Annotated in this window: 17 protein-coding genes and 1 pseudogene; 10 read left to right on the top strand and 8 right to left on the bottom strand. The window is 52.5% G+C overall.

What is annotated here, in order from left to right:
* Both CWI71_RS00780 and arsJ read left to right on the top strand, forming a co-directional pair.
* Positions 1 to 1,002, top strand: a complete 1,002-nt coding sequence (locus CWI71_RS00780; protein WP_126753341.1) for an ArsJ-associated glyceraldehyde-3-phosphate dehydrogenase — start codon at positions 1 to 3, stop codon at positions 1,000 to 1,002.
* Positions 996 to 2,219: an organoarsenical effux MFS transporter ArsJ gene (gene arsJ, locus CWI71_RS00775; protein WP_126753340.1), complete on the top strand. Its 1,224-nt coding sequence runs from the start codon at positions 996 to 998 to the stop codon at positions 2,217 to 2,219. Before CWI71_RS00780 ends, arsJ begins: the two co-directional genes overlap by 7 nt.
* Here the strand turns inward: arsJ and CWI71_RS00770 are convergent.
* Positions 2,216 to 3,904 carry a GGDEF domain-containing phosphodiesterase gene (locus CWI71_RS00770; protein ID WP_126753339.1) on the bottom strand — a complete coding sequence of 563 codons (1,689 nt, stop codon included), beginning with the start codon at positions 3,902 to 3,904 and terminating at the stop codon, positions 2,216 to 2,218. The two genes, arsJ and CWI71_RS00770, sit on opposite strands and share 4 nt — an antisense overlap.
* 105 nt (positions 3,905 to 4,009) lie before the next feature.
* Here CWI71_RS00770 and CWI71_RS00765 point away from each other — a divergent pair, with 105 nt between their 5' ends.
* From CWI71_RS00765 to CWI71_RS00755, 3 genes are read left to right on the top strand one after another with little or no spacing between them, the layout of a single operon-like run.
* Positions 4,010 to 5,491, top strand: coding sequence for a flavin-containing monooxygenase (locus CWI71_RS00765; RefSeq protein ID WP_126753338.1), 1,482 nt, complete (start codon positions 4,010 to 4,012; stop codon positions 5,489 to 5,491).
* Complete coding sequence (locus tag CWI71_RS00760; protein WP_126753337.1) at positions 5,488 to 6,429, top strand: alpha/beta fold hydrolase; 942 nt, start codon at positions 5,488 to 5,490, stop codon at positions 6,427 to 6,429. Before CWI71_RS00765 ends, CWI71_RS00760 begins: the two co-directional genes overlap by 4 nt.
* 3 nt (positions 6,430 to 6,432) lie before the next feature.
* Positions 6,433 to 7,515, top strand: coding sequence for an SMP-30/gluconolactonase/LRE family protein (locus CWI71_RS00755; protein WP_126753336.1), 1,083 nt, complete (start codon positions 6,433 to 6,435; stop codon positions 7,513 to 7,515).
* Here the strand turns inward: CWI71_RS00755 and mscL are convergent.
* Both mscL and CWI71_RS00745 read right to left on the bottom strand, forming a co-directional pair.
* A complete protein-coding gene (gene mscL, locus CWI71_RS00750; protein WP_126753335.1) occupies positions 7,512 to 7,970 on the bottom strand; it encodes a large-conductance mechanosensitive channel protein MscL in 459 nt (152 codons plus the stop codon). The genes CWI71_RS00755 and mscL overlap by 4 nt on opposite strands.
* A 13-nt stretch (positions 7,971 to 7,983) precedes the next feature.
* Positions 7,984 to 12,069, bottom strand: a complete 4,086-nt coding sequence (locus CWI71_RS00745) for a diguanylate cyclase domain-containing protein (protein ID WP_126753334.1) — start codon at positions 12,067 to 12,069, stop codon at positions 7,984 to 7,986.
* 189 nt (positions 12,070 to 12,258) lie between these two features.
* Between CWI71_RS00745 and CWI71_RS00740 the strand changes: the two genes are divergently transcribed.
* From CWI71_RS00740 to CWI71_RS00730, 3 genes are all read left to right on the top strand, one after another.
* On the top strand, positions 12,259 to 14,412 hold the full coding sequence (locus CWI71_RS00740; protein ID WP_126753333.1) for a TonB-dependent siderophore receptor: 2,154 nt from the start codon (positions 12,259 to 12,261) through the stop codon (positions 14,410 to 14,412).
* Between the two features lie 3 nt (positions 14,413 to 14,415).
* Entirely contained in the window at positions 14,416 to 15,531 is a 1,116-nt protein-coding gene (locus tag CWI71_RS00735) for a PepSY-associated TM helix domain-containing protein (protein ID WP_126753332.1), read from the top strand.
* Between the two features lie 116 nt (positions 15,532 to 15,647).
* Entirely contained in the window at positions 15,648 to 16,772 is a 1,125-nt protein-coding gene (locus CWI71_RS00730) for an alanine racemase (RefSeq protein WP_126753331.1), read from the top strand.
* Here CWI71_RS00730 and CWI71_RS00725 read toward each other — a convergent pair.
* The 4 genes and pseudogenes from CWI71_RS00725 to CWI71_RS00710 all read right to left on the bottom strand — a co-directional run bounded on the left by CWI71_RS00725 (position 16,759) and on the right by CWI71_RS00710 (position 20,695).
* On the bottom strand, positions 16,759 to 17,238 hold the full coding sequence (locus CWI71_RS00725; RefSeq protein WP_126753330.1) for a nuclear transport factor 2 family protein: 480 nt from the start codon (positions 17,236 to 17,238) through the stop codon (positions 16,759 to 16,761). The two genes, CWI71_RS00730 and CWI71_RS00725, sit on opposite strands and share 14 nt — an antisense overlap.
* A 17-nt stretch (positions 17,239 to 17,255) precedes the next feature.
* Positions 17,256 to 17,849 (bottom strand): LOG family protein, encoded by a 594-nt coding sequence (locus CWI71_RS00720; protein ID WP_126753329.1) that lies wholly within the window; start codon positions 17,847 to 17,849, stop codon positions 17,256 to 17,258.
* A gap of 12 nt (positions 17,850 to 17,861) precedes the next feature.
* Positions 17,862 to 19,232 carry a M24 family metallopeptidase gene (locus tag CWI71_RS00715; protein WP_126753328.1) on the bottom strand — a complete coding sequence of 457 codons (1,371 nt, stop codon included), beginning with the start codon at positions 19,230 to 19,232 and terminating at the stop codon, positions 17,862 to 17,864.
* Positions 19,233 to 19,354: 122 nt separating this feature from the next.
* Positions 19,355 to 20,695: pseudogene (locus CWI71_RS00710) on the bottom strand (DASH family cryptochrome).
* 158 nt (positions 20,696 to 20,853) lie between these two features.
* Between CWI71_RS00710 and CWI71_RS00705 the strand changes: the two are divergent.
* Positions 20,854 to 22,095 (top strand): APC family permease, encoded by a 1,242-nt coding sequence (locus tag CWI71_RS00705; protein WP_126753327.1) that lies wholly within the window; start codon positions 20,854 to 20,856, stop codon positions 22,093 to 22,095.
* A 19-nt stretch (positions 22,096 to 22,114) separates the two neighbouring features.
* Complete coding sequence (locus CWI71_RS00700) at positions 22,115 to 24,781, top strand: EAL domain-containing protein (RefSeq protein WP_126753326.1); 2,667 nt, start codon at positions 22,115 to 22,117, stop codon at positions 24,779 to 24,781.
* A gap of 8 nt (positions 24,782 to 24,789) precedes the next feature.
* Here the strand turns inward: CWI71_RS00700 and CWI71_RS00695 are convergent, their stop codons facing one another.
* Entirely contained in the window at positions 24,790 to 26,079 is a 1,290-nt protein-coding gene (locus CWI71_RS00695; protein ID WP_126753325.1) for an anti-phage deoxyguanosine triphosphatase, read from the bottom strand.
* Between the last annotated feature and the right edge of the window lie 102 nt (positions 26,080 to 26,181).

Below are 26,181 nucleotides of genomic sequence, written 5' to 3'. Positions count from 1 at the left end.
ATGAGCACAAAAATTGGTATTAACGGCTTAGGTCGTATCGGTCGCCTGGCATTGCGAGTTGCCAGTGAGCGCGACGACATTGAAGTAGTACGCGCCAATGATCCCGGCGGCACTGCCGAGACCTTTGCGCATTTGCTTAACTTCGACTCAGTCCATGGCCGCTGGCAGCGTGAAGCAAAAGCAGCGGACGCGGCGCTGATCATTGATGGGCGCAAAATTCCACTGACGAAATTTAAGACCATTGCCGAAAACGACTGGAGTGACTGCGATATCGTCCTCGAGGCATCCGGTAAGATGAAATCTGTTGAGGTACTCAATGCTTACCTGAAGCAAGGCGTAAAGCGGGTAGTGGTCTCGGCACCGGTGAAAGAGTCTGGTGCACTAAATCTGGTGGTTGGCGTCAATGATTATCTGTTCGACCCCGAGCAACATCGCATTATTACTGCGGCTTCATGCACAACCAATTGCCTGGCGCCGGTAGTGAAAGTACTGCACGAGAAAATTGGTATTCAACACGGTTCGCTGACCACCATTCATTCTGTCACCAATACCCAGACCATTCTCGACGCCCCTCACAAAGATCTGCGCCGCGCGCGTGCCTGCGGAGAGAGCTTGATTCCAACTTCAACAGGCTCTGCCACGGCAATCATTGAAATTTTCCCCGAGCTGGAAGGCCGTCTTGACGGTCATGCAGTGCGCGTACCCCTTGCGAACGCCTCCCTGACCGACTGCGTGTTTGAAATGAAACGTGCGACCAGTGTTGACGAGGTGAATACATTACTGCGTGAAGCCGCAGAAGGCGAGCTTGAAGGTATTCTGGGCTACGAGGAGCGTCCGCTGGTGTCGATCGACTATCGTACCGATCCACGTTCTAGCATTGTCGACGCTTTATCGACGCGCGTCATTAACGACACGCAGGTAAAAGTCTATGCCTGGTACGACAACGAATGGGGTTATGCGAATCGCGCCGTTGAGCTGGTGGCGAGAGTAGGTGCATGTTAGCGCAGCTTTCTGCTGAAGTACGCCAGTACATGATAGTGACTGGCAATTACTGGGCGTTTACGCTGACCGACGGTGCCTTGCGCATGTTGGTGGTGTTGCACTTCCACGAGCTGGGCTATAGCGCCCTGGAAGTAGCCATGTTGTTTTTATTCTACGAATTTTTCGGCATGGTCACGAATTTGTTCGGCGGCTGGCTGGGTGCTCGCTGGGGCCTGAACCATACTATGAATATGGGCTTGGGTTTGCAAGTAGTGGCGCTGGCGTTGCTGTTGGTACCAAGCTCCATGCTGACAGTGCTTTGGGTAATGGGTGCGCAGGCGTTATCGGGTATTGCCAAAGACCTGAACAAAATGAGCGCGAAAAGCACCATTAAATTATTGGTACCCGATGAACAGCAAAGTCGTTTGTACAAATGGGTAGCACTGCTCACAGGCTCGAAAAATACCCTCAAGGGCGTCGGCTTCTTTCTCGGCGGGCTGTTGCTGACCCTGTTGGAGTTCCGCGGCGCGCTATTGGCGATGATTGCAGGTCTGCTCATCGTGTGGGTAACTAGTCTTTGTATCCTGAATAAAGAGATGGGCGTTGCAAAGCATAAGCCCAAGTTCAAAGATATTTTCTCCAAAAGCCACGCAGTGAATATTCTCTCTGGCGCCCGTTTTCTATTATTTGGTTCCCGGGATGTTTGGTTTGTGGTGGCTTTACCCGTGTTTCTTGCCAGCCAACTGGACTGGGATCACTGGCAAGTGGGTAGCTTTTTGGCTGGCTGGGTGATTATTTATGGGTTAGTTCAAAGTATTGCACCACGGTTTACGCAAAAGGCCGACGTTGCACCTCGTAATCAAGCCGTATTTTGGGGCGCCATCTTAAGCTTGAGCCCGATTTTACTGGCGCTGGCGCTGTGGCAGTCGGCCCCGGTAGCGGCCAGTATGATTATTGGCCTGAGCCTTTTTGCCGTGCTGTTTGCGATTAATTCGAGCCTGCATAGCTATTTGATCGTTTCTTACTCGCAAGCCGATGGCGTTTCGCTGGATGTCGGCTTTTATTACATGGCCAATGCTGCTGGACGCTTATTAGGTACCGTGCTCTCAGGCTGGCTGTATCAAAGTTACGGGCTTATTACCTGTCTGCTGGTGTCGGCGGGCTTCGTGGTATTGTCCACAGTCGCTATTAATACCTTACCCGGACGGCCCGATGGTGCTAAAGGCAACGGCGATTAGTCAAAATCAGTGCGCGGTTTACTAAATAAAAAGCCCTGAAAAAATTCACACCCGAGATCTTGCAGGCGTTCAAACTGTTGCTCTGTTTCGACGCCCTCGGCAACAACGGCAAGATTCAGGCTGCGGCCGAGACTGATGATGGTTTCGGCCAGCATAGTGCTTTTGCCGTTGGTATTTAAGTCGTGTACAAAAGCGCGGTCGATTTTTAACTCGTCTAAGGGGAGTTGACTCAGGTATGCCAGTGACGCGTAACCGGTGCCAAAGTCATCTAATGAAATGGACACCCCAAGCTCCCGAATCCGCTTCATTTGCTGAATAATAAACTCAATTGAGCCGGCCATCAGGCTCTCGGTGAGCTCTAACCGCAGGTTGTATACTGGCGCGCCGGTCTCACGTAGCACCTGCTCGACCCGGGCCACAAAATCAGGCCGCAAAAATTGTACCGGGCTGACGTTTACCGAAATTCTTAAATGTTTGTAATCGGGCATGTTTTCCCAGCGCTTTAATCGCTCACAACAGCGGCGCAATACCCACTCGCCAATGGGGATAATCGCGCCGGTGGCTTCGGCAATTGGAATAAACTCACTGGGCGTAATTTCCCCGTACTCAGGATGATGCCAGCGCAGCAACGCCTCGGCGCCAATAGAGTGGCTGAATCTATTAACCTGTGTTTGAAATGCCAGTTTAAGCTGGCCTGCTTCGATGGCCGAGTTCAGTGCCTGGGAAAGTAGCAGGCGCTGTCGCAGCGCAGCTTCCATTTGCTGATCAAAAAAGGCGATGAAGCTATCGTTGTCAGCCTTTACTGATTTAAGCGCGATATCTGCCTGGCGCATAATGTGGTGGCAGTTTTCAACGTCGCAGCTGTCGAACACCGTAATGCCAATATTGACCCGTACACGGTGGTACTCACCGCGTAGCTCAATGGGCGTCGCCAGGGCATCGGAAATCTGATGAGCAAATTCTTCGGCATAGGTGGCCGCGGTGTTAGCCTGAGTTGCTAATTGCGGTAATACAAAGGCAAACTCGTCGGCCCCGAGTCGCGCGACCGAATCGTGTGCACGTAACAGCTTGCTGAAGACTTTTGCACTGTGTGTGAGTACCTGATCGCCTGCATCGTAACCCAAACTGTCATTAATGCTGTGAAACTTTTCGATATCTACCAACAATAATGCGCCATAACTGGACTCAAATTTCGCACTGGTACCGACAGCCGTTAGGTGTTCGAGGAATAAGCGCCGGTTCGGCAGGCCGGTCAGCGGATCAAAATAGGAAAGTTGTTGTACTTTTTCCTCAGCCGACTCAAGCGCGCGTAAATCGGCATCCATACAAAACATGATCGGCTCGTCACCCGGTAAGGCCACCACTGTATGACTGGAATAAACCGGGACGGTGCTGCCATTTTTGTGTTTCAGGCTCAGGCGCTCAGGGGGCAGTCCCTTATGATTGGCGAACATCCAGGCCACCGCCTGTTCCACGTCTTCACGCATTTCTTCGGGAATGATCAGATCAAAAAGACTTTGTCCGAGGGCTTCCTCGCAGGTATAACCATAGATTTTTTCAGAAGCCTTGTTCCAGTAGACTACGGTGCCATCGGCACGATAACCTTGAATAGACATTGCCTGAGTGTCGTCACAGAGTTTTTGAAAGCGTGATTCGATTCGTACTTGCGAAGAAGCTTTCGCCATAGACCGGAAACTACCTGTTACTTTTAAAAGTTTATACAAGTGTAGAATAGACCAAGGAAAAAAGTTAATTTAGGAGCAACTCTTTACATTTTTACGGATAGGTTAATGACGCTTGCGCAGCATCGATATGAAGTCATTATTATTGGTACCGGTTTTGGCGGCCAGTCGGCTGCGCTGCAGCTACTAAAACGGGGAATTGATGACTTCATCATGCTGGAGCGACGCAGCTTTATGGGCGGTACCTGGTGCCAGAATTCCTATCCCGGTGCGCAAGTGGACGTGCAATCACCGTTGTACTCGCTCGCGAGTGAACCCTACCCGTGGTCACAGATGTTTGCCGAGCAGCCCGAACTCGAGCAGTACACCAGACAGGTGATAGATAAGCACGGGTTGGCGGCCAGAACCCGATTGAATACCAATGTGACGGAACTGCGTTGGTTGCACGATGAACAATGTTGGCAGGTGCGTACCAGCCGGGAAACCTTCTACGCGCGTTCGGTCATCAGTGCGCAAGGGCCGTTAAGTAATCCGCTTATTCCAGATTTTGCCGGTTTTGAGAGGTTTCAGGGTAAGAGCTTTCATACCAATAACTGGGACCACAGTTATGACTATCAGCACAAGCGCGTCGCGGTTATTGGTAGCGGTGCAAGTGCCGCGCAGGTCATTCCCGCCATCGCTGACAAGGTGAAAGAGCTGCATGTATTTCAGCGTACACCCCATTGGGTGATGCCACGTCCCGATCGCAAATTTGCCCCCTGGTTTCGGAAATTGCTGGCGCGCAAACCGGTGTACAATCTTATTCGTAAGACCATTTATTGGGGGCTTGAATGGCGGGTTCTGGCGTTTAAGTATTCGCGTACGTTACTCAAAGTATTTGCTGAGCGAGAAGCGCGTGATCATTTACGCAAGCAGATTGATGACCCTCAGTTGCGAGATAAGCTGACGCCGGACTACACCATTGGTTGCAAACGAATTATTGTTTCGAATACCCTTTACCCCGCGCTGGCGCGGTCGAATGTGCAGTTGCATGACCGCCACGACGGTATTGGCCGTTTTACCGAATCCGGACTGGTGACCGTTCAGGGACAGCAACTGGATCTTGACTTAGTGGTTTTTTCAACCGGCTTTAAGGCAACCGATGGGGCGTTGGGGTTCAATGTTCTCGGTGATAAAGGACAGCGCCTTGATGATGCCTGGGAAGCATATCCCCGCGCCTATCTGGGAACCATGATGCCGGGTTTTCCGAACTTGTTTCTAGTAACCGGACCCAATACCGGTATTGGTCATACGTCGGCAATTTTTGTTATTGAGTCGCAAATGATTTATATCATGCGTGTGCTTGCAGAGCTGCGTCAACGTAAAGCGAGCAGTGTTGAAGTCACCGCCGCTGCCGAAGCGCGTTATACCGCGAAAATCCATCAACATATGGCACGTACGGTTTGGCAGACCGGCGGTTGTCACAGCTGGTACCAGAGCAAAAGCGGTAAAGTAACAGCCATGTTTCCGGGGTTTAGTTTCGTGTATCGCTTATTAGCGTGGCGTTTTCGTCCACAAGATCATCAGTTTCATAACGGAGCTTCATCATGAAGAAGTGGTTCGTTGCCATTGTGGTGTTGGTACTTTTAGGCTGGGGTGCGACCTTTCACCCGGCAACCGGGCAGTGGGTATACCAGACCGTAAGTCGGGTCGAAGCGACCCTATATGGCTTTCAGGCAGGACGCGTAGCATTAAGCGATCTGACATTCTCGCTCTACCGCCGGCAGAGTTCGCGCCCGGATGCTCCCACGCTATTGCTGTTGCACGGCTATACCGGCTCGAAGAACCTGTGGCTGCGCTTTGCCAATCAGTTAGGTGACGATTACCATCTGATTATTCCTGACTTAGCCGGACATGGTGACACCGGCTTTGATCCGCAATGGAGTTACAGCCCCAGCGCACAGGCGAATCGTTTGCAACGCTTGCTGGACGCGCTGAAGGTTGATAAAGCAGTGCTAATGGGTAACTCTATGGGCGGCTTAATTGCGGCTAATTTTGAATTAATGTATCCGCAGCGCACCCAGGCACTGGTACTGCTTGACCCTGCCGGTGTTGACGCACCGGTCCCAAGCCGCGCGGAGAAGCTGTTTCAGCAGGGGCAGTCTGCATTTGAAATTGATAACTGGCAGGACTTTCAGGAGTTTTACTCAATGACCATGGCCGAACCGCCCTATATTCCTGAGTTTGTACTGCGGGGCATCGCGCAACGTTATCAGGAACATAAAGCGGAATATGTGCAAATTGCCGAAGACTTTCGTAACCATGATCAACTTGACGGTCGTTTGAACAACATTCAGAGTCCGACGCTGATCATCTGGGGTAGCGCCGATCAAATACTGGATGCCAGCGTCGCCAACAAATGGGCTGAGGGCATCGACCGGTCTGAGCTGACAATCATGCAAGGTGTCGGTCATATGCCAATGGTCGAGCGGCCGCAGCAAACTGCCGAACGTGTGAAGCAATTCCTAAACAGCCTGCAGGGGCTTTAATTTATGTCAAAACGTCGTGCGCTGACCCCCACTGCGATCGTCCTGGTACTCCTGGTCATAGGCTATTTACTATTCTGGCCCGTCGCCATTGAGCCGCGCGCCTGGAATGCGCCACGCGATCAGGGATTCGTGGGTGCTTACGCGACCAATGCCGGGTTACAACAGATTGAAACCGTTGCTGTGCCCGACTCGCTCGGGCCAGAAGACATTGCGCTGGATGCCGACGGGCGCCCGGTTTTTGGGCTGGTCAGTGGCGACATTGTCAGGCAAGAGCACTCAGGCGAATTCACCGTGCTGACCACCACGGGGGGCCGGCCGCTAGGGCTTGAATTCGACCATCAGGGCAGCCTCTGGATAGCCGATGCCTACCAGGGACTGATGCGCTGGACCGAGAGCGACGGGCTTGAATTGTTGGTAACGCAAGTGGACGGCCGGGCCGTGCGTTATGCGGACGACGTCGACGTTGCCGCCGATGGTACGGTGTACTTTTCTGACGCTTCATCGCGCTTTGCTGCCGACACTTATGGCACCTATCAGGCCAGTTTGCTCGATATTATGGAGCATGCCGGTAATGGAAGATTGCTCGCGTATGTGCCTGAAACCGGCCAGACCTACACGGTATTGGGCGGGCTTCATTTTGCTAACGGCGTCGCGGTAAGCCATGACGAGCGCTGGGTGCTGGTGGCGGAAACGGGCAGCTATCGCATTTTGCGCGTGGGTATTGGCACAGATAACAACGGTCAGGTCGAAACTTTGTTCGAGAATCTACCCGGCTTCCCGGACAACATTAACGACGCACCGGACGGCAAATTCTGGGTCGGGCTGGTAAGCCCGCGTAGCGCCGCTTTAGATGCACTCTCAAACTATCCATTTGCTCGCAAAATCGTACAACGGTTGCCCGCGTTTATGCGGCCGCAAGCGCAGCGCTACAGCCACCTGATTGCCATCGATAGCAATGGTAATGTATTGCAAAGCCTGCAGGATCCAAATGGCGGCTTTGCGCATGTTACCGGGGCTGCTGAGGGCGGTGGACGCCTCTACATCAGCAGCCTGCATGAGCCCGCATTTGCCATATTAGAACCCTAGCTTGATTCCGCCGGCAGTTCCGAGGTGCAGTTCGGGCAGCGGGTCGCTTTTAATGGGATAGTGGAATAGCAATAACCGCATGATTTAGTGGTGACCTGCGCTGGCTCTTCTTTCGCGCGCAAGCTATTCATGCCTTTGACTAACCAGAATACCGAGAAAGCTACAATCAGAAAGCTAATGGTGTTGGTAATGAATACGCCATAATTCACTGTGACTGCACCGGCCGCCTGCGCATCTGCCAAAGCCACATACGGGCCAGGATTTTCCACGCCGGCACGCAATACAATAAACATGTCATTAAAGTCGACGCCGCCAAGTAACAGCCCGATAGGCGGCATGATGATGTCGGCCACGAAGCTTTTCACGATGGTGGTAAAGGCGCCGCCAATGATTATACCTACGGCCATATCCACCACATTGCCTTTCATCGCAAACTTTTTGAATTCTTTTAGCATCGTATCGCTCCTGTTAACTCGAATGGACGTAAATCTGATTGCGGCCACTATCTTTCGCGGCATACAACGACTGATCGGCGCGGTGCAGAATTGCTTCATAGTCTGTATCAGTCGGTAACACCTGGGCTACGCCAATACTTACTGTAAAGCGAATGCGCTGGTTTTTATGTTCAACGCTGTGCTCGGCAATGCGCTTACATAACCGCTCGGCGATTTCCTCAGCCTGTTGGTAATCGCTGCCATCAATAATGATACCAAACTCCTCGCCACCGATGCGGGCGGCAAGGTCATCGCGCCTTAACACCTCATGAAAATGCTCAGCCAGTTTCATTAGCACCGCATCGCCGGCGCTGTGCCCGAACTGGTCATTAATGGTTTTAAAATAGTCGATATCGAGCATCAGCACCGCAGCGGTCGCCTGGCCGGCCTGCACGGTTTGTTGCCAGACCTCTTCGAGCCTTGCAATGAATAAACGCCGGTTAGGAAGCTCAGTCAGCGGGTCGGTATTGGCAAGTTTTTGCATCTCGTCACGCAACTTTTTTTGACTCGCAACTTCAGCATCAGCGACTTTCATCCGTAACTCAGCCTCCTGACGTGCTTTGCCTTCGTTTTCCAGGCGCTGCATCAGATCAATCGTGCGGATACAAGTTGCGGTCTGAGCGGCAATAAGCTCAATAATGGGCATCTGGCGCTCGTCAAAGGTGAAGCTCTCACTGCGATTTTCCAGATACAAAACCCCGACAGTCTCGCCCAGATAAACCAACGGCAGAGCCAGCGCGACACCTTGCGCAAGATCGCGCCAGCCGCGGCCAGCACTGAAATTGAACTCATGAATATTACGCTGATTAAAGTGCAGGGGTTTCTGCGTGCGGGCGACGTACTGAATTGCCTGCAACGGTAGTTGCTGTCTCGGTTCCTCGTGATTGGGTTCGGGAAAGCAACAGACGTCATCACCGTCACGGCGAATGGCTAACTGCAGCTCGCCATCGCGCTCGAGCAAAATCGCCAGACGCTCTGAGCCGGTATGTTCGACAACCACATCAAGTACGACCGGCAGCAGGTGTTCCAGCTCGGTAAAAGATGCCAGCGACTGAACAATATGAATGACGCTCTCGGTACTGAGTACCTGGCTGCGTTGCGCGGGAGCGGTACGTTGCTGACGCCGCGCCTCAATAACCTGTTCACAATTAAAGCGCTCACAGCTGTAAAGGTGCTGCTGACGGTATAAGGTCGCAAAGGCATGATGGTTTTTTTGTTGCCAGAAGTCTTCTATATGCTTGGTAATAACCGCAGCGGCCAACCAGTTCTCCTGTTTACCAGCCGCTTTGAAGGCAAGATCGTACAGCTCAATGGCCTGCTCAAACTGACCGTCCAGGTGGGCCAGTTCCGCTTGCAAAAGTTGTCGCCAGTGACGGAAATTCTCTGGTGCGTCAGCCTCCCAGTTACGATAGCTTTCGAGTGCGCTGATCAGCTGTTCGCGCGCTACTGCCCCTTGCACACCCTGAATCAGCAGCTTAGCGACATGAAACTGTGAACTCGGCAGTAACCCCTGAACACTGATAGAGTCAAGACGCGACTCCGCTTGTTCAAGGCTCTCTAACGCCTGCGCCCGATCATTTTTAAGTAGTCCAACGAACATGCGCATAACGTGGTAAAGACAGAGGACTTGTAAATTCTGATGGCGCTCGCAGGCATCCAGGTAGTCGGCTTCGCTGAGCTCGCGCACGCGTTGGGGGATTTGTTTCTGTTCCTGCGCTCCGGCAAGTTGAGCAAATAAACGCAGCGCGCCGGTCATCAGGTCAATGCCCCAAAGATTGCCGCGCTGCTCGGCATAGTCCAGATAAAAACGTACGCGCGGAATGAGCTCGCTGATGGACTCGCCCTGAAAAAAGCGGGCATAGGTGTCGTGGCCAAAACCGTAAACTGCATACTGCAAATTGGCCGACTGTTGGCCAATTCGATAGGCCTCGAGATAATTGTCGCTGGCACGGCGGGCGGGCTGAAACCAATGGCTTAGCGAGCTGCCCATCATCAGTTCAGACATGCTGCGCTCGGCAGGGTTGCCCAGGCGAACGCTGAGCGTTTGCGTGGCCTGATAGAGCTGCTCGGCATGCTGACCCGTGCCTTTATTTAAGTGAATCAAAAGACCACCTAAGGCTGGAAAGGTATAACCGGCAGCGGCAATGACACCATGTTCGATACAGAGGCGGGCCTGCCGTGCGACTAACAATGACCATAGCGAGGGATGCGCCCGATAGCACGCCGGACCAAGTGTAATCAGTAAGCGCAGATGGGCGCGGTGATGGCGGTCACTCATTTCAGGAAGATCACCAAGTTCGGCTAATGAGCGTTGGCCGAGTAAGCGTTCAAAGCGCTCAATCTCATGATCGCGTTCTTGCCTGAACCGATCTTTTGGCAGGCCTTCGTGCAATTCCGCTAACGCATAGCGGGCGACTGAAATGGCCTCGTGGTAGCGCGCCTGCAGCGTGCATTGCACAATGCGCTTGGCATAAAGATTAATACGCTTAAAGGTGTCAGGCTCATTTTCAATGGCTAAATCAATAAAGTGCTCAGCCTGCGCAAACTCGCGGTTGAGGTACTCAAGCTCACCGCGCTCAAGATAGAGCTCGTAAGCAAATTCGGGATCGGTCGCCCAGAGGTTATCGGGCAGCTCAAGCATGCCGCCCCGCAAAATATCAAGTGCGGATTTAAATGCCGCAGACAGCTTTGCTTTGCGCGCGGCAACGAGGCTAAGCTCCATTAATTGCCGTACGGCAGCGCTGGAGTCGAGCAAAGGTTGCGCCAATTGCAGATGATGCGTTATTTCAATCACCCGCTCAGCTCGCTCGGCGGCGCTGAGTTTTGCTTGCAGATGACAGGCCAGTGCCGCATGAATCTGTTGACTACTTTCGGTGTCGAGTGCTTGATGAGCAGCTTCCTGCATACGGTCGTGACAGAAGCGAAAGGTGTCGTTGCCCGTTGCTTCGGTACGATGTATGAAGCCTTCAACGATCGCATCTTCGAGTTGTCCGGAAATTTCTGTAACGGCGCGGTCATTGATGGCGGCCAATAAAGCTGCGTCAAACTCGACACCAATACAGGCGGCTTGCGAGAGTAAATTTTGCGTGGCGGAAGCCAGCGACTGAAAGCGCTGGTGCATCAACTCAGCGATAGAACCGTTAACATCCGCAGCGCGGATGGAGTCAATGTGCCAGTGCCAGTGGCCGTTGGCGTCGGTATATAGCCAATTTTGTTCCTGAAGCATTCGCAGCAGTTGGAACAAAAACAGAGGATTGCCATGGCACTGTGCCATAAGAGTCTCACAAAGCTCGTGACACTCGGCAAAAGGTCTTGCTAGCAGATCTGCCAGGATTAACGCCACATCATCGCGGCTAAAAGGCGCAACTTCGATCGTGTGCGTGATCATACGCGACTGTTGCTCAAGTTGCTGCAAGGTTAAGGTCAGAGGGTGGCTTTCGCTCAGCGCGCTGTCACGATAGGTAACGATAAACAGCAGCGGCACGTTATCAAGTTGGGTCGGTAACCACTCAAGTAACTCAAGCGACGCGGTGTCCATCCATTGCGCGTCGTCGAGCACCATGACACATGTTTGCCCTTGCTTTTTAAACAGCCGTAGCAGGCGCAAAAAGGCTGCTTTTATCTGATGTTTGATTTCGGCCGGAGGAATATCATGGGCGGCGCTGGCGGACTTATGCTGTTGCGCCAGGAGTGTTCCCAGGGCCGGGGCCATTTCAGCAAGCAATGCGGCATGTTGTCCCAGCTCGTTGCGCACTGTCTCCTGCCAACGGTCACGTTGTTCTGCAGGTTGTGCGTGGACGAAGTTGGCAAGTTCGTCCAGCGCGTGCAACCAGCCACTATAGGGACGATATTGGCCGTATTGTTCAAATTTTCCGGTTAGTACTAAAAAATGATGGTCGCTGTTTTGTTCAATAGCTTGCCGTATGAGCGCTGTTTTACCCACCCCCGAGGAGCCGGAGACCCAGATAAGTTGCGGGGTACCCTGACGAGCGACGGCCGCGGCCGTATTCAACTGCCGCAACTCACGCTCGCGGCCATAAAAAGGAATTTGAGTTAACATTTTTGCTCGCAGCTAAACAAAAGAGCATAGTTTATGCCCCGGTTTTTTGAAATTCTCCACAAGTATAGTTACTTCGTTGTAAAGCAAAAGGATTAATTAGATATTTAGAGGTAGGTATTGCGAATCATTCTCATTTCAATTAACATGCCCCGCAATTCAAGCGTTTTTATTTTTACGGGGAATTCGTTTATGCGTTTATCAGTTATTACGCTCTCAATACTAGCTACTACTTACTCTCTGGCTTCCTACGCCAGCGGAGAACCGCAAACAACGGAAGCTGTCGAACGTTTAAAGATTTACGGACAACAGCAAAGCGGTTATTTAAACGAAGAGCAACAGTCCGGCTCAAAGCTGAAGCTAAGCATTCAGGAAACCCCGCAAAGCATCACGGTGATCAGTAACCAACAAATGCAGGATTTTGCTTTGGACGATCTGAACTCCGTGCTTGAAAACTCTTCAACGGTGAATGTTGAACAGGTTGAAACCGATCGTACCTATTACAGCTCGCGTGGTTTTGAGCTGAACAATTTTCAGATTGACGGTTTAGGCCTTCCGCTAATTAACAGCAATACCCATGGTCGTATGGACAGTGCTTTGTACGAGCGTATTGAGGTGGTGCACGGTGCTAACGGTATTATGACCGGTGTCGGTTCGCCAGCTGCGACCGTGAACCTGGTGCGTAAGCGCCCGACAAGTGATTTTCAGGGTTATGTCAAAGGCAGCCTGAGTTCATGGTCAGGCAAACGTATTGAAGGTGACGTCAGTGGCGCCATCAATGATTGGTTGCGCGCGCGCACCGTCGTAGTTGCTGATCAGGGGGAGTCTTATCTTGACCGCTATGAGAACCGCTCAGAAGTATTTTACGGCGTGGTTGATATCGCTCCGACAAACAACACATTGATCACCCTGGGTCATAGCGAAACCCGCAGCGAAACCGACGGCAATATGTGGGGCGCGCTCACATTATTTTATGGTGACGGCACGCCGACGAACTTCCCTGTTTCGACCAACATTGCCGCTGACTGGTCGACCTGGAATGTCGAAGAATCACGCAGCTTTGTTGACGTTGAGACAGCACTGAATGATTACTGGACACTGCGCGCCGCGTACAACCGTGTTCGTACCGATGAAGATAGCTACTTGTTCTATACCTATCTGCCTGATCCGGCCACCGGTCTAGACCCTGAAACGGGGCTCGGCCTGGTGGGTTATGCCAGTGAGTATGACCTGGATGATAAGCAAGATATGTTTGACATTTACCTGAGCGGCTCGTTTGCTGCCTTTGGTCAGCGTCATGAACTGGTGGTCGGTGCCAGCCACGCACGCCTTGATTACATTGATACCTCGCTTTATGACTTCCACACAGGAAATGGTTTCCCGGCCATGCCACCATTGGAAGAGTGGGACGGCGATACGCCATTCCCGGAATTCACTGACGGGTTGACCGGAAGTGAAATTGATAATACCCAAAAGGCAGTTTATGCGCAGGCGCGTTTTGGCCTGACTGACGCAACTAAACTTTTGGTGGGCGGACGTTACAACGACTTTACTACCGAGGGTGAAGGCTACGGCGTCGACCAGAGTCGCGATGATGCTCAGTTTATCCCTTATGTTGGCGTGACTCACAACCTGACCGATGAGACGACCCTCTACGCGTCGTATACCGAAACCTTTATGGCGCAGATTCAGGTTGACCGCAACTTCGAGCGTCTCGATCCGCTAACAGGTGAGAATACTGAAGTGGGCATCAAGATGAGCCTGTTTGGCGACCGTGCGTTGCTCTCAGCAGCTTACTTCCAGGTGCAGCAGAAGAATCTGGCGGTCGGTGATGGCACGATTGAAAACCCAAATACAGGTGCTCCGCAATTAGTATACCGTGCGGTCGATGGCATTGAGTCAAAAGGTTTTGAATTACAAATCGCGGGCGAACTGGCTCCGGGCTTGCAGGGTACTGTGGCGGCAACGTCGTTTAACGTCGATGGCGATGAAACTGTTGCAGATTATACGCCAGAAAATCTGTTCCGTGCCTCGTTAACTTATACCCCAGCGGCATTTGAGCGCTTGAAGTTAGGTGCCAGCTTCCAGTGGCAGGACAGCATTTCACGCTTCCAGCAACTGGTAGGTGATAGCTATGCTAATGCTGGTGAAGAAATCATCACGCGTCAGGACGCCTACGGACGTCTGAACCTGATGGCCAGCTACGCCTTTAATGAGCGCGTAATGTTAAGTTTAAATGCAAACAACGTGACTGATGAGAAATACATCAACAGCTTGTTGTGGCCAAACCAAGGCTATTATGGCGCACCGAGCAATTACTCGGCGAGCTTAACCTGGAAGTTTTAATCCATGCGCAAGACTCTCCACAAGTGGCATGGTTGGGCGGGGATCATCTTTTTGATCCCCTTCCTTTTTGTCTGTCTGACTGGCAGCATTCTGGTTTTTAAAAAAGAAATTGACCACTGGTTAATCCCTGAGGTGGCGAGTCTGGCACCTACCGATGCCCCACGCTTGTCGTTGAACGAACTGGAAGATAGCGTCACCGCGCAGCTACCTGATTATGAAATTGGTGCCTGGGAAATTTTTCCTGCCGGCCACGATGAGGCCGATCGGGTATTTGTCATTAAAGAGGGCACCGATGAGTGGCATAAAGTTCACCTGAACCCTTACACAGGTGAATTACAAAGTCAGCCCACCGAGCCTGGCCACTACCTGACGGACTGGTTGCTGGAGTTACATTACACCTTATTGCTGAACGATATTGACGGACTTGATGAGCACCTGGGGGTGATTATTACCTTCGTTCTGGCAATATTTTTAACCTTCATGGGCATTTCCGGGTTAATTATCTACCGGCGCTTCTGGGCGCGGGTGTTTACCCTGCGCTGGAACCAACGCCTGCTCGTTGTATTTAGCGATCTGCATAAAATGTTCGGTACCCTGGCCTCACCTGTTCTGCTGGTGCTGGGTATTACCGGTGGTTACTACAGCGCGATCATTTACCTTGAGGAATGGACCGAGCATGCTGATGGTGCCGAGCACCATATCATGACCGAGCGGCTGTACGCAGATAGTCTGAATATTGATGGATTGGTTGCCCGAAGCCAGGATTATATTGAAGGCTTTAAACCCACCTATTTGCTATTCCCCTATGAACCTGAGTACCCGCTAACGGTATTTGGCCGGGCCCCTACAGCAAATCCGTTATTGAGCAATTACGGATCGGTGGTGAACTTCGATCCCTGGACCGGAGCCTATCAAAGCACCTACAACCTGAATGAACAGGGCGTCGGAATGAAGACGCTTGATAGCTTCCGGCGGTTGCACTTTGGCACCTTCGGCGGACTGCCGGTGAAAATACTCTGGTGTATTGTGGGGCTGACGCCTCTGTTGTTAGGTATTACCGGTACTTATTTATGGTGGCAGCGGCGCAATAAAAGCGCCCGCAAACGCCGCCGCAACTAAGTTGTGCCTACTCCTGCGCGCATTATGAGGTCGCACTCGCGCGCAGGAGTACTTGTCGCTGTCGCAATGGTCTTTCATAATAAGAGCATCTTCACATTCCTGTCGACGGTGCTGCGATGACCCATCTGATTGAGCTTACCACGCCCTATTTGCTGTTAGATCCTGAGAAAATGCAACGCAATATTATGCGTTTGCAGGCTCATATGGATGAACTGGGGGTGGTGCTGCGCCCGCACGTGAAAACCGCCAAATCAATCGATGTGGTACGTCGTTTGTTTCCTTCCGGTGTGGGACCTATCACGGTTTCTACCTTAAAAGAAGCCGAATACTTCGCCGACTTTGGTTTTACTGATATGACCTATGCGGTCGGTATTAGCCCGGATAAGCTGCCACGGGTGGCGCGCCTGATCCATGCCGGCGTCAGACTGCGTGTGTTGTTAGATAGCGTAGAGCAGGCCCAGGCGGTGGTGGCATTTGCCCAACGTGATGGCATTCGTATTCCGGCACTGATCGAAATTGATTGTGACGGCGAACGCGCTGGCTTACGCGAAAGTGATGAGAAGATTATCGCTATCGCGCGAATTTTGCAGGAAAGTCATCAGTTCGAAGGCATTTTAATGCATGCCGGCGGCTCCTATCATTGTCCGGATAAAGCTGCCAAAGAAGCCGCAGCCGAACACGAGCGCGCTACTGCAGTGACGGTGAAACAGCGTCTGAATACTGCCGGTATCGATTGCCCGGTGGTCAGTGTCGGCTCGACGCCGACTGCGCATTTCGCTACCGACTTAACTGGCGTGACTGAAGTACGCGCTGGTGTCTACGTCTTTCATGATCTGGTGATGGCGGGTATTCATGTTTGTGAGCTCGACGATATCGCCATAAGTGTGGTGGCAACAGTGATTGGCCATCGCCCTGATAAAGGCTGGATTATGACCGACGCTGGCTGGATGGCCCTGTCGCGGGACCGTGGCACCGCGCAGCAAGAGCTGGATCAGGGTTACGGAGTGGTATGTGCGATGGACGGTACGCCCTATCGTGACCTAATCGTCACCAACACCAGCCAGGAACACGGCGTGGTTGCTTTGCGCAAAGGCAGCAAAGCAAAACTACCTAAGCTGGCGGTGGGCGACAAAGTACGCATACTTCCCAACCATGCTTGTGCCACCGCCAGTCAGTTTGATGGCTATGTAGTACCGAAAATTGACGAGCTGGTGTTCTGGCCGCGTATTAACGGTTGGTAGTAGCGCTGTCGGCGTGGCGGGTAGCATGCCAGTTGATTGCCTGCCAGTGGCCATCGCGCTGCACCAGTACGCCACTATTCAGAAAGGTCTCGCGCTCACCACTGGCAACATCGGTCGAGACCAGCGTGAAGTTTAGAATAACCGCCGGGCCTAACGCTTTGAGCTCAATAGCTTCAGCGGTATACCAGGCCGTTACTTCGTCTTCCGGCGTTGGCTGACTATTGCGCATGCCATTCATCAACTGTGGCTTGCCAAAGCGCGTGCCTGACGAACTGGTGTAAGTAAGTTCCGGTGCCCAGAACTTCTCATGGGCTTTGGCGTCGCTGATCGAAGCGCCATATAGAAACTCACTGAGAGCGGCCACAACAGACTGGCGTTGCTCAGCGGGCACCGCATGGGTTTCCTGCGCCGCCAGCGGCAAACTGCAAAGCAGCGCGAGTAGAAAGGTAAGCGTAACTAAGCGCATAACAGCTCCTTACAGAATTAGGTTTCGTCCGCGGTGATCCACTTAGGTTGCTGAGGTGGCTCGTAAGCGGCCATCAGCTCAATCAGGGTATGCGGGTCGTCATGGTTCAACAGTAAATGGCGGTGCTCGTCGCGAATGAAGCCCTGTGAAACAGCGCCTTCCAGGAAGCTGATAAGCCCGTCATAGTAGCCGTCAACATTGAGTACGGCACAGCACTTCTGGTGAAATCCGAGTTGAGCCCAGGTCAGCATCTCGAATAACTCTTCCAGGGTGCCCATGCCGCCTGGTAAGGCAATAAAGCCCTCGGCTAATTCGGCCATTTTCGCTTTACGGGCATGCATGGAGTCGACCACATGCAGTTGCGTCAGCCCGCCATGCGCGAGTTCTTTGTCGACCAGCGCCTGAGGAATGACGCCAATAACTTTACCGCCGTTGGCAAGCACCCGGTCGGCCAGCACCCCCATCAGGCCAACGCTGGAACCGCCGTACACCAGGGTAATGTTCTGCGCTGTCAACACATCGGCCAGTGCCAAAGCGGCATCTTTGTAGATTGGGCTAAATCCCGGATTCGCACCACAATAGACGCAGATACTGCGAAATGACTCAGTCATAAAAGTTCCTTATTAACGGATAACATGCCACTGCGTTTGGCGACCGGCCAGATAAATGATTTTTTCACCGTCAAACAATGCACTTTGTTCCAGCATAATCTGAATGTTTTGGCCGTCCCACATCGCCAGCGGCACTTTTGCATTGCCTTCAATTGCATACGCGGTGTTGGCATAAATCGGCCAGTCACCACGAATGGCGGTCGGTCCCTGATTATCCCACATACCAATGGTAGGCCCCGGCGCGTGCCCGAAGAAGCCCAGTGGATGCGTATACGTGCTGGTGATCATGCTTTCGGCGGTGGTTTTGGCAATGACAGCCTCGAGTACTTCATTACCGGTGCGACCGACCGCGAACGCATTTGTCAGATGATCCTGCCAGCTATTACCCACCGCTAGTGCAGTTTGCATTTCTGCCGGAACCTCCTCTTCACCAAAGCGCAGTACGTAAGCCATTTCCTGTGTATCTGTACACAGTTTGAGATAACAAATACCTACATCTGTGTGAATCACATCGCCACGCTGTATAACTTTGCCGCTTTGTCCACAGAAAGGCTGTTCATCGGTGCAGCCCTGGCCGTTGCGTTGCAAGGTAACATAAGGCATAAACCAGACCGGCAGTTGCAATTCAGCAAAACGCTCACGGATGTACCAGGCGACGTCTTCTGTGGTTGTCACACCAGGGGTAATGACTCGATTACTGAAGGCTTCGGCAATGACGCCACGGGCAAGCCCGACGACCTGTGGGTAGACCGCAATTTCCTCGGCGCTACGGGTCTCCACCCAACGTACGACCAGGTCTTCGGCTGATACCAGCCGCTGCTCCAGCTCGCTGGGTAAAGCCTCTTGCAGGCGCTGATGTAAGCCATGGGTCAGGCCGTCAGCCACGGGCCAGTCCCGCGAAACATTTATCCCAATGCGCTGTGGGTCTTTCTCGGCAATCAACTGCGCGAGCGCCTGCCATTGCGCATCGAGATCACCACCGGCCCATGCCGACTCATAAGGTTCGCCCAGCGGGTAACGGTTCACGGATAATTTTTCCACGCTGCCATCAGCTTGGCGGTAGAACACCAGCATGGTGGTGCGACGTGCGGCAAAGGTCGGTTGCGGTACTAAAGTGTAATAAATGGGGTCTTCCGCGTACTCGCGATTGATGATCAGCCACATATCGATATTGGTGGCGGCCATTAGTTGTGGCAGAAGTTCGTTGAGCCGCGGCGTTAGCATCTGGTTTTCAGCCGCAACGCGATCTTTGTAACTGAGCACCGAAAACTGCTCCGCCGATGCGATACTGCGCCCCTGGCTGAACATGCTGTCGGCCGCATAGAGTGCGCTACCACTGCTGATGAGCAGCATCGCAAGAAGACTTTTTGCAAACTTATTCATGAGTTTACCTTTTTATTTTTTAGCACTTGGTAAAAGCAAAACCGCTTTGATAGTAGCGGGGTTTAGGGGGGGGAGGCAATGGTCAATTTCTGCAAAGCGGATCGAGCACTGTCCGCAAGGAGCTAGGTAATAGGCCAGTCCGCTGCATCGATCCAGTCGGGTTGCGCCTCGACCTCACCTTGCCAGCGCGCGATGAATGCGCCATCTGGATCGTACTAACCGGTCTGCTTATCGAGATCAAAGCGGCGATGACCGCGCGGATCTGCGCCGACGCCTGCCAGGTACTGCCAGTTTCCCCAGTTTGACGCAACGTCATAGTCAATCAGTTGCTGTTCAAAAAAAGCGGCACCGTAGCGCCAGTCCAGTCCCAACTCATGGACAAAGCAACTGGCCACCAATTGCCGGCCACGATTGGACATATAGCCCGTAGCATTGAGTTGATTCATGCAGGCGTTCACAATGGGATAAGCAGTGGTGCCGCTGCACCACTGCTGCCAGCGCGCTGCATAAAAACTGGTGTTCGGCCGGCGTTGCGTAATGCCGCCGAAAGCAAAAAGCTTGGTGCCATGATGATGAGCGTACCACTGAAAATACTCGCGCCAGAGCAGCTCGAAGAAAATCCAGTAGCTGCTCTCGTTTGATCCATGCTGCTGCTCGTACTGAAGTAGCGCGTCGTGGAGTTGTCGAACGCCCAGGGAACCATTTGCCAACCAGGGCGAGAACTTGGTGGAGTCCGACCAGCGCTCAAGACTGTTGCGCGTTTCTTTGTAAGTATGTGGAGCTGAACCGGCAAAGTAACTTTGCAGATGCTTTAGCGCTGCCTGCGTACCGCCTTGAAACTGCTCATGGATCGCAGTTGTAATGGCGGGTAAGGCACCGTCATGGCCTTTCAGCAAGGCGCTTGCGCTTGGCGGCGGCGGGGGCAGCCGCGCTGGTGCGGGTGTGGCTGGTGGAATCTGCGCGCGCAAGTCATGCTGCTCAATAGTCCGGCGAAAGCGCGAAAATGTTTCCGGAAGCTTTGCCAGTGTAAAAGGCAACTGACTCGCCGCCCAAAGCGTCGCGGTTGGCTCATAATGATGCTTTATCAGTGGATAGCGGCGCTGTATGAGCTGTTGATAGGTGCGCTCATAAAAACCTGCGTTCTGACTACTATAGACCACATCCACCGGCACCTGACTCAATACCTCTGCGAATGCGTGCAGGGGAGTTTTATGACTTAAAAGCAGCTGCTGTCCACGCGCCGCAAGCTGATTTTTGAAGTCCGTCAGAGATTCGAACAGAAAGCGCCAGCGGTGAGCGCCAATACTGTACAAGGCATAGCGATTGTGGGTAAACCATTTCGGGTTGACGCAGTAAATGAAAAGTAAGTGCTCGCACTCTTTCGCAGCCTTATTGATTAATGAGTGGTCGTCAAGTCGTAAATCATTTTGCAGCCACACCAAGCCGGTTTTGTAATACGTCATATCGTTCCAAGAGCAGTAATCATGTTTTGTTCATCTATGATTACATGCATTTTGGTATTCTGGATCCTTCGGTCGTCAGTAAGCGTAAATGACAACCATTTGCTAGGCTTTATTCAGATAATAGCAAGACTAAGACTATTAAAATCCAAGAGGAATTTATGACTCACCCGCAATTAATGCGTTCGACCTTACTCTCCGGAGCGATCGTTCTTGGTTTAGGTTCAATTATCGGCACCGGCGCCTTTGTGAGTATTGGCTTTGGTTATGATCTGGCGGCTGACTGGCTGCTATATGCCATTGTGCTGGCGGCTTTTGTCGCTTTATGCAACGGCCTCTCGAGTGCTCAATTAGCGGCCGTGCATCCAGTGAGTGGTGGCACCTACGAATATGGTTATAAATTTCTGAGTCACGATGCCGGGTTTCTTGCCGGCTGGTTATTTATTGCGGCAAAAAGTGCTTCAGCCGCTGCAGCGGCGCTGGCCAGCGCGTGGCTTGTCAATCAGTATCTAAACTGGCCGGAGTGGGCGGTGATCAGCATGGCCATCGTTATGATAGCGTTTATTACAGCGCTGGTGCTGGCGGGGTTACGACGCTCAAACCAAGTGAATGCTTTACTGATCACCTTGACGTTTTTAAGTTTAGCGGTATTTGTGTTCTGGGCAGCGGAAGCGCCGCCACCTTCGGCGTCGGTTCAGTACACCCAGGTCAGCGTCAGTGATTTTCTTGCCGCCGCTGCGCTGCTTTTTGTGGCCTATACCGGTTATGGCCGTATTGCGACAATGGGAGAAGAGGTCAGTGAACCGCGACGCATCATTCCGCGGGCGATCATTGTCACTATGGTGATTGTCACCTTGCTCTACATTGCAGTGGCGTGGGGACTGATGCAGCGCCAGCCGCTCTTTATTGGTGAGGACTTTATCCTTACGCAATTAATGCCTGCCGGTTGGCAAAAAGATGTGGTTTTTATCGGTGCGATTCTGGCCATGTTAGGGGTTACCCTGAATCTGGTCCTGGGCGTCTCGCGGGTGGTACTGGCGATGGCACGGCGCGGAGATTTGCCACATAGCTGGGCACAATTGAATAGTTTACGCACGGCGGCACCACGGGCGACCCTGATTACCGCGCTGGTAATGATGATTATTGCCGGGTTCGGCGGCATTCGTCTGGCCTGGACTTTCAGCGCCTTTACGGTTTTGGTGTATTACGCCATTACCAATATCGCAGCCCTGAACGTCGCGCCGCAACAACGCTTTATTCATAAGCTCTGGTCAGTGCTGGGTTTAATCGGTTGTCTGGCTTTGGCGATCATGCTAAATACTGAAACGGTGTTCGTCGGCTTGTTGCTGATGGTCCTTGGGTTGGCCTGGCACCGCTATCGTTATCATCGCTCCGCTGCCTAGATGCGGATAAGGACAGGCTTTGTTATTCGAACAGCTGGAGTGGCAGTATCAGTTTTTGATCTACGGATTACTACTGTCCGTTGCTTGTATTGCCATTGGCTGGTGGGTCGGATGGCGTGAGCGGCAGCGCTTGGCGCGCCTGGTCTCGGCAAAATTCCGTACCCTTGCCTCACTGGCGCAAAATAAATCACTGGAAGACAAGCTCACCGATATTTGCGCGCTGATTGAGGATCAAATTGACGGGGCGCTTTGCGCAGTCATGCTGGTTGACGACCGCAAGCGTGAACTTAACGCCACCGCTGCGCTGAGCCTGCCGCAGGCGTTTGTCGACGAATTACAGGACGTGCCTGTTGCTGATGGGGTGGGGGCCTGTGGCACTGCCGCCTACCGAAAAATTCCTGTGATTGTAGCGGATATGGCGCTGGATCAACGCTTCGAGCGCTTTGCCGAACTCAACGAACGCTTCGGATTAAAAGCCTGTTGGTCCTATCCGGTATTGTCGCCAGCACATAAAAATGTGATTGGTACCCTTGCCGTCTATTTTAAGCGTCGCCGCGAACCCTGCCTGCGTGAGCTTGATTTGTTGCAGCGCAGCCGTGATCTCGTTGCCCTGGTCATCGATCAACATAATGACCGCCTGCAGCGCGAACGCAGTGAGCAACATAATCGCTCATTATTTAGCTATAACCCAGAAGCTGTTTTTACCCTCGATTTCGAAGGCAACTTTATGAGCCTCAACCGTGCTGGCGCAGCTTTGATTGGCCACGATGAGATGGAGGTCATTGGCCAGCATTACGAACTCGTGGTCCCCGAATTTGACCGCAAGCGCACGCGCGCTCACTTTGAAGCTGCCAGGTCGGGCAAGCCGCAACGCTATGAAATAAAAATCTTTAACGCTGAAGGCGAATTACGCCATCTGGATGTCACCAATATGCCGATTATTATTAATGGCGAGATAACCGGGGTGCATGGTATTGCAAAAGATATGACGGTGCAGCGTCGCAATGAGTCGCAACTGAAATTACTTGAGCGTAGCGTGGAGTCGAGTACTAACGGCGTACTCATATTTGAGGCGAATCTACCAGATCAACCGATTATTTATACTAACCCTGCATTTAAAGAAATAACCGGCTATTACGACGACAGCGAGATTCTTGGGCGCAGCTGTAATTTTCTGCAGGGACCCGGCACGGATCAGCGCGATGCGGAAAAAATTCATCAGGCGCTGCAACAGCGTAATGAAGTACGTGTAACCATTCGCAACTACCGTAAAGACGGTACGCCATTTTGGAGCGATCTACTTATTTCGCCGGTGCGCGATGGTGGACGGGTCACCCATTTCGTCGGCTTACTGAGCGACATCACCGACAGGGTGGAGCGTGAAGAGGCGCTGGAGTTCCTGGCGAAGCACGATGTTCTGACTCGGCTTCCTAACCGCAGCGCGCTCGAAACTCGCCTGTCTCAGTGTCTGACTGCTCGGGCAGATGGCGAGGCCGCACTGGTGTTTGTGCTGTTTATTGACCTTGATGGCTTTAAGCCAATTAATGATAGCCTTGGGCATGCGGTTGGCGATCGAATATTGAAAGAAACCGCTGCACGCTTGCAAGAGCAGATGTGCGACGGCGATATGCTGGCGCGCTTTGGTGGCGACGAATTCGTTGCGGTGATTACCAGCGTTCAGCAGCGCGAACAGGTCAGTCTGCTGGTCGGCCGGTTAATCGCTCAGTTTCATACCCCTTATCGGCTTGATGAGCTGGAGGTCTCGCTATCGGCTACAGTCGGCATTGCCGATTCCAGCGTGCCGTTTCAGCGGCCGGTCGAACTGATTCAACGCGCCGATGTAGCCATGTACGAAGCCAAGCGTCGTGGCGGCAGCTCTTGGTACTGGTACAGCTCGGACCTGGATGCTGACATGCAGCAACAGGTGGAACTGCGTACACAGTTGCAGGAGGCGATTCAGAAAGAGCAATTTGAACTGTTCTATCAGCCTATTGTTGATGCCAGTGGGAGACCGCGTGAGGTCGAAGCTTTAGTCCGCTGGCGGCACCCTGAACAAGGTTATATCGCGCCGGGTCATTTCATCCCTCTGGCAGAGTCGACCGGGCAGATTATTGCGATTGCTGACTGGGTCTTTGATCGGGCATGTCAGGACGCTGCGACATTGGTCGCTGCTGGCATTGAAAGTGTTAATGTAAATTTCTCGCCATTGCAGTTTTATCGCGACGATTTCATCGAGGATGTGCAACAGACGCTTCGCCGACATCAGATTTCGCCGGGGCAGCTTGTGATTGAAATTACCGAAAATGTTTTCATGCGCGACAGTAAGCACATCATACGTTTAATTGAGCAGATGCGAGAGTTGGGCCTGAAAGTCAACATTGATGACTTTGGTACCGGGTTTGCAAGCTTGAGTTACCTGAATCAGTTGCCTGTTGATGGGATTAAAATTGATCGGACGTTTATTTCAGGTATTTACCGTACTGAGCGTAATTCTTCGATTACCCGGGGTATTCTGATGATTGCCAGAGAACTGGGAGTGCGCACGATTGCTGAGGGCGTTGAGACTGAAGCCGAGGCTCAGTTCGTTACTGAGCATGGCAGCGACCTGATGCAGGGCTACTTATTTTGTCGGCCGCAGCCGTTGGCAGAATTACTGGAGTGGATTGCTGACCAGAGCCCGCGTTAGCGGGCCTCTCAGATGACAAAAAGATTCCGGTACATGCGGTGCGCGTATTCATCAGTCATGCCTGCAATGTAGTCGCATAACACACGATCAGCTCCTATCTGGCCCTGATCGTCGAAAGCCACCTGCCAGCGAGTGCGGGTATTATGGGGAAGCAGTCGCAGCGGCTCATTGTGGAAGGCACTGAACAGATTCAGCAGCATGGTCTGGCTGCGATAGCGTAGTTGCTGAATCGACGGCTGGTTAATGACATGCTCAAAAACGACCGCTTTTAAACTGTCCAGTAAGAAGCGCTCGGCCTCGGGCAGCACCGCATTAAAGCGAATCAGTGGCTCGCTGGCATCGGGTAGCGTCTGTTTGACCTGCACGGCGGTCACAAAAATATTGACTAAAGCGCCGATAGCGTCTTTGCGGACGCTGTGCTGGGGCGAGAACAATTGCCGACCGAGACGTTGCATAAGTTCGCTCAGTGCGCCGTCAAGCTGACTGACGACGCGATCCAAATGACGATGCCATTGTTGTTCTGACAAAGTACCGGTGACCACTGCGTCCTCAAGATCATGCACGCCGTAGGCGATATCATCTGCTAACTCCATTAACGACGCATCGAAACTCTTGTGCTTTGAGCGCTGCCAGGGCGATGCCCGCAACTGGTCGACCTGCTGAAATAAGGTACGGTCCTGTTCAGATAACGGCTCTAATACCCAATCGAGAAGGTCGGCGTCACAGGCGAACAGCGCTTTGGCGGGCTTCCATTTGGCCAGACTGCCGGGATTTTGCAGGCTGTCGGGTGCCGTTAACGGTGGCATCAGTACCGGATACTTGAGTAACCCCAGCAGCGCGCGCCGGGTTAAGTCCATGCCATGGTTCTCGTGGTACGCCTCGAGCTTGCCGACAATACGAAACGTCTGACCGTTGCCTTCAAAGCCACCGGAAGCGAGCATCTTAAAATTAAGTGCGGTTTCGCCGCCGTGGCCAAAGGGTGGGTGACCGATATCGTGTGCCAGACACAGGGTTTCCATCAGATTGAGATCGGGTAGCAGGCTACGCTCATCTGCGCTACCGACATGCTCAAGTTGATTGATCAGTGAGGTACCAATTTGCGCTGCTTCCAACGAGTGGGTCAGGCGCGTACGGTAAAAGTCATTTTCGCCAACATTCATAATTTGTGTTTTTGACTGTAGGCGGCGAAAAGCAGCTGAGTGAAGCACCCGGGCGCGATCCCGTTGCCACGGCGTACGGCGGTCGCCAGGTCGTTGTGGGGAAGGTCCTGAACGTCGTGCTTGCCAATGTTCACTCATAAATCACCTCTGTCGTTGCGCTATTGCTCGCTGAAATCAATGTTCATAGTATGCTATGTTAATCCGAGATACCAATTAGCAGTAAAGACAATACCTTAGAGA

This window comes from Pseudidiomarina insulisalsae, from assembly GCF_003987065.1.
Classification (GTDB): domain Bacteria; phylum Pseudomonadota; class Gammaproteobacteria; order Enterobacterales; family Alteromonadaceae; genus Pseudidiomarina; species Pseudidiomarina insulisalsae.
The sequence above is the reverse complement of the archived record's forward strand: the minus strand, read 5'-3'. Positions and strand labels throughout refer to the sequence as shown.

Coding starts and splice junctions, on each gene's coding strand:
- CWI71_RS00780 (WP_126753341.1), top strand. CDS start 1: ATGAGCACAAAAATTGGTATTAACGGCTTAGGTCGTATCGGTCGCCTG.
- arsJ (WP_126753340.1), top strand. CDS start 996: ATGTTAGCGCAGCTTTCTGCTGAAGTACGCCAGTACATGATAGTGACT.
- CWI71_RS00770 (WP_126753339.1), bottom strand. CDS start 3,904: ATGGCGAAAGCTTCTTCGCAAGTACGAATCGAATCACGCTTTCAAAAA.
- CWI71_RS00765 (WP_126753338.1), top strand. CDS start 4,010: ATGACGCTTGCGCAGCATCGATATGAAGTCATTATTATTGGTACCGGT.
- CWI71_RS00760 (WP_126753337.1), top strand. CDS start 5,488: ATGAAGAAGTGGTTCGTTGCCATTGTGGTGTTGGTACTTTTAGGCTGG.
- CWI71_RS00755 (WP_126753336.1), top strand. CDS start 6,433: ATGTCAAAACGTCGTGCGCTGACCCCCACTGCGATCGTCCTGGTACTC.
- mscL (WP_126753335.1), bottom strand. CDS start 7,970: ATGCTAAAAGAATTCAAAAAGTTTGCGATGAAAGGCAATGTGGTGGAT.
- CWI71_RS00745 (WP_126753334.1), bottom strand. CDS start 12,069: ATGTTAACTCAAATTCCTTTTTATGGCCGCGAGCGTGAGTTGCGGCAG.
- CWI71_RS00740 (WP_126753333.1), top strand. CDS start 12,259: ATGCGTTTATCAGTTATTACGCTCTCAATACTAGCTACTACTTACTCT.
- CWI71_RS00735 (WP_126753332.1), top strand. CDS start 14,416: ATGCGCAAGACTCTCCACAAGTGGCATGGTTGGGCGGGGATCATCTTT.
- CWI71_RS00730 (WP_126753331.1), top strand. CDS start 15,648: ATGACCCATCTGATTGAGCTTACCACGCCCTATTTGCTGTTAGATCCT.
- CWI71_RS00725 (WP_126753330.1), bottom strand. CDS start 17,238: ATGCGCTTAGTTACGCTTACCTTTCTACTCGCGCTGCTTTGCAGTTTG.
- CWI71_RS00720 (WP_126753329.1), bottom strand. CDS start 17,849: ATGACTGAGTCATTTCGCAGTATCTGCGTCTATTGTGGTGCGAATCCG.
- CWI71_RS00715 (WP_126753328.1), bottom strand. CDS start 19,232: ATGAATAAGTTTGCAAAAAGTCTTCTTGCGATGCTGCTCATCAGCAGT.
- CWI71_RS00705 (WP_126753327.1), top strand. CDS start 20,854: ATGACTCACCCGCAATTAATGCGTTCGACCTTACTCTCCGGAGCGATC.
- CWI71_RS00695 (WP_126753325.1), bottom strand. CDS start 26,079: ATGAGTGAACATTGGCAAGCACGACGTTCAGGACCTTCCCCACAACGA.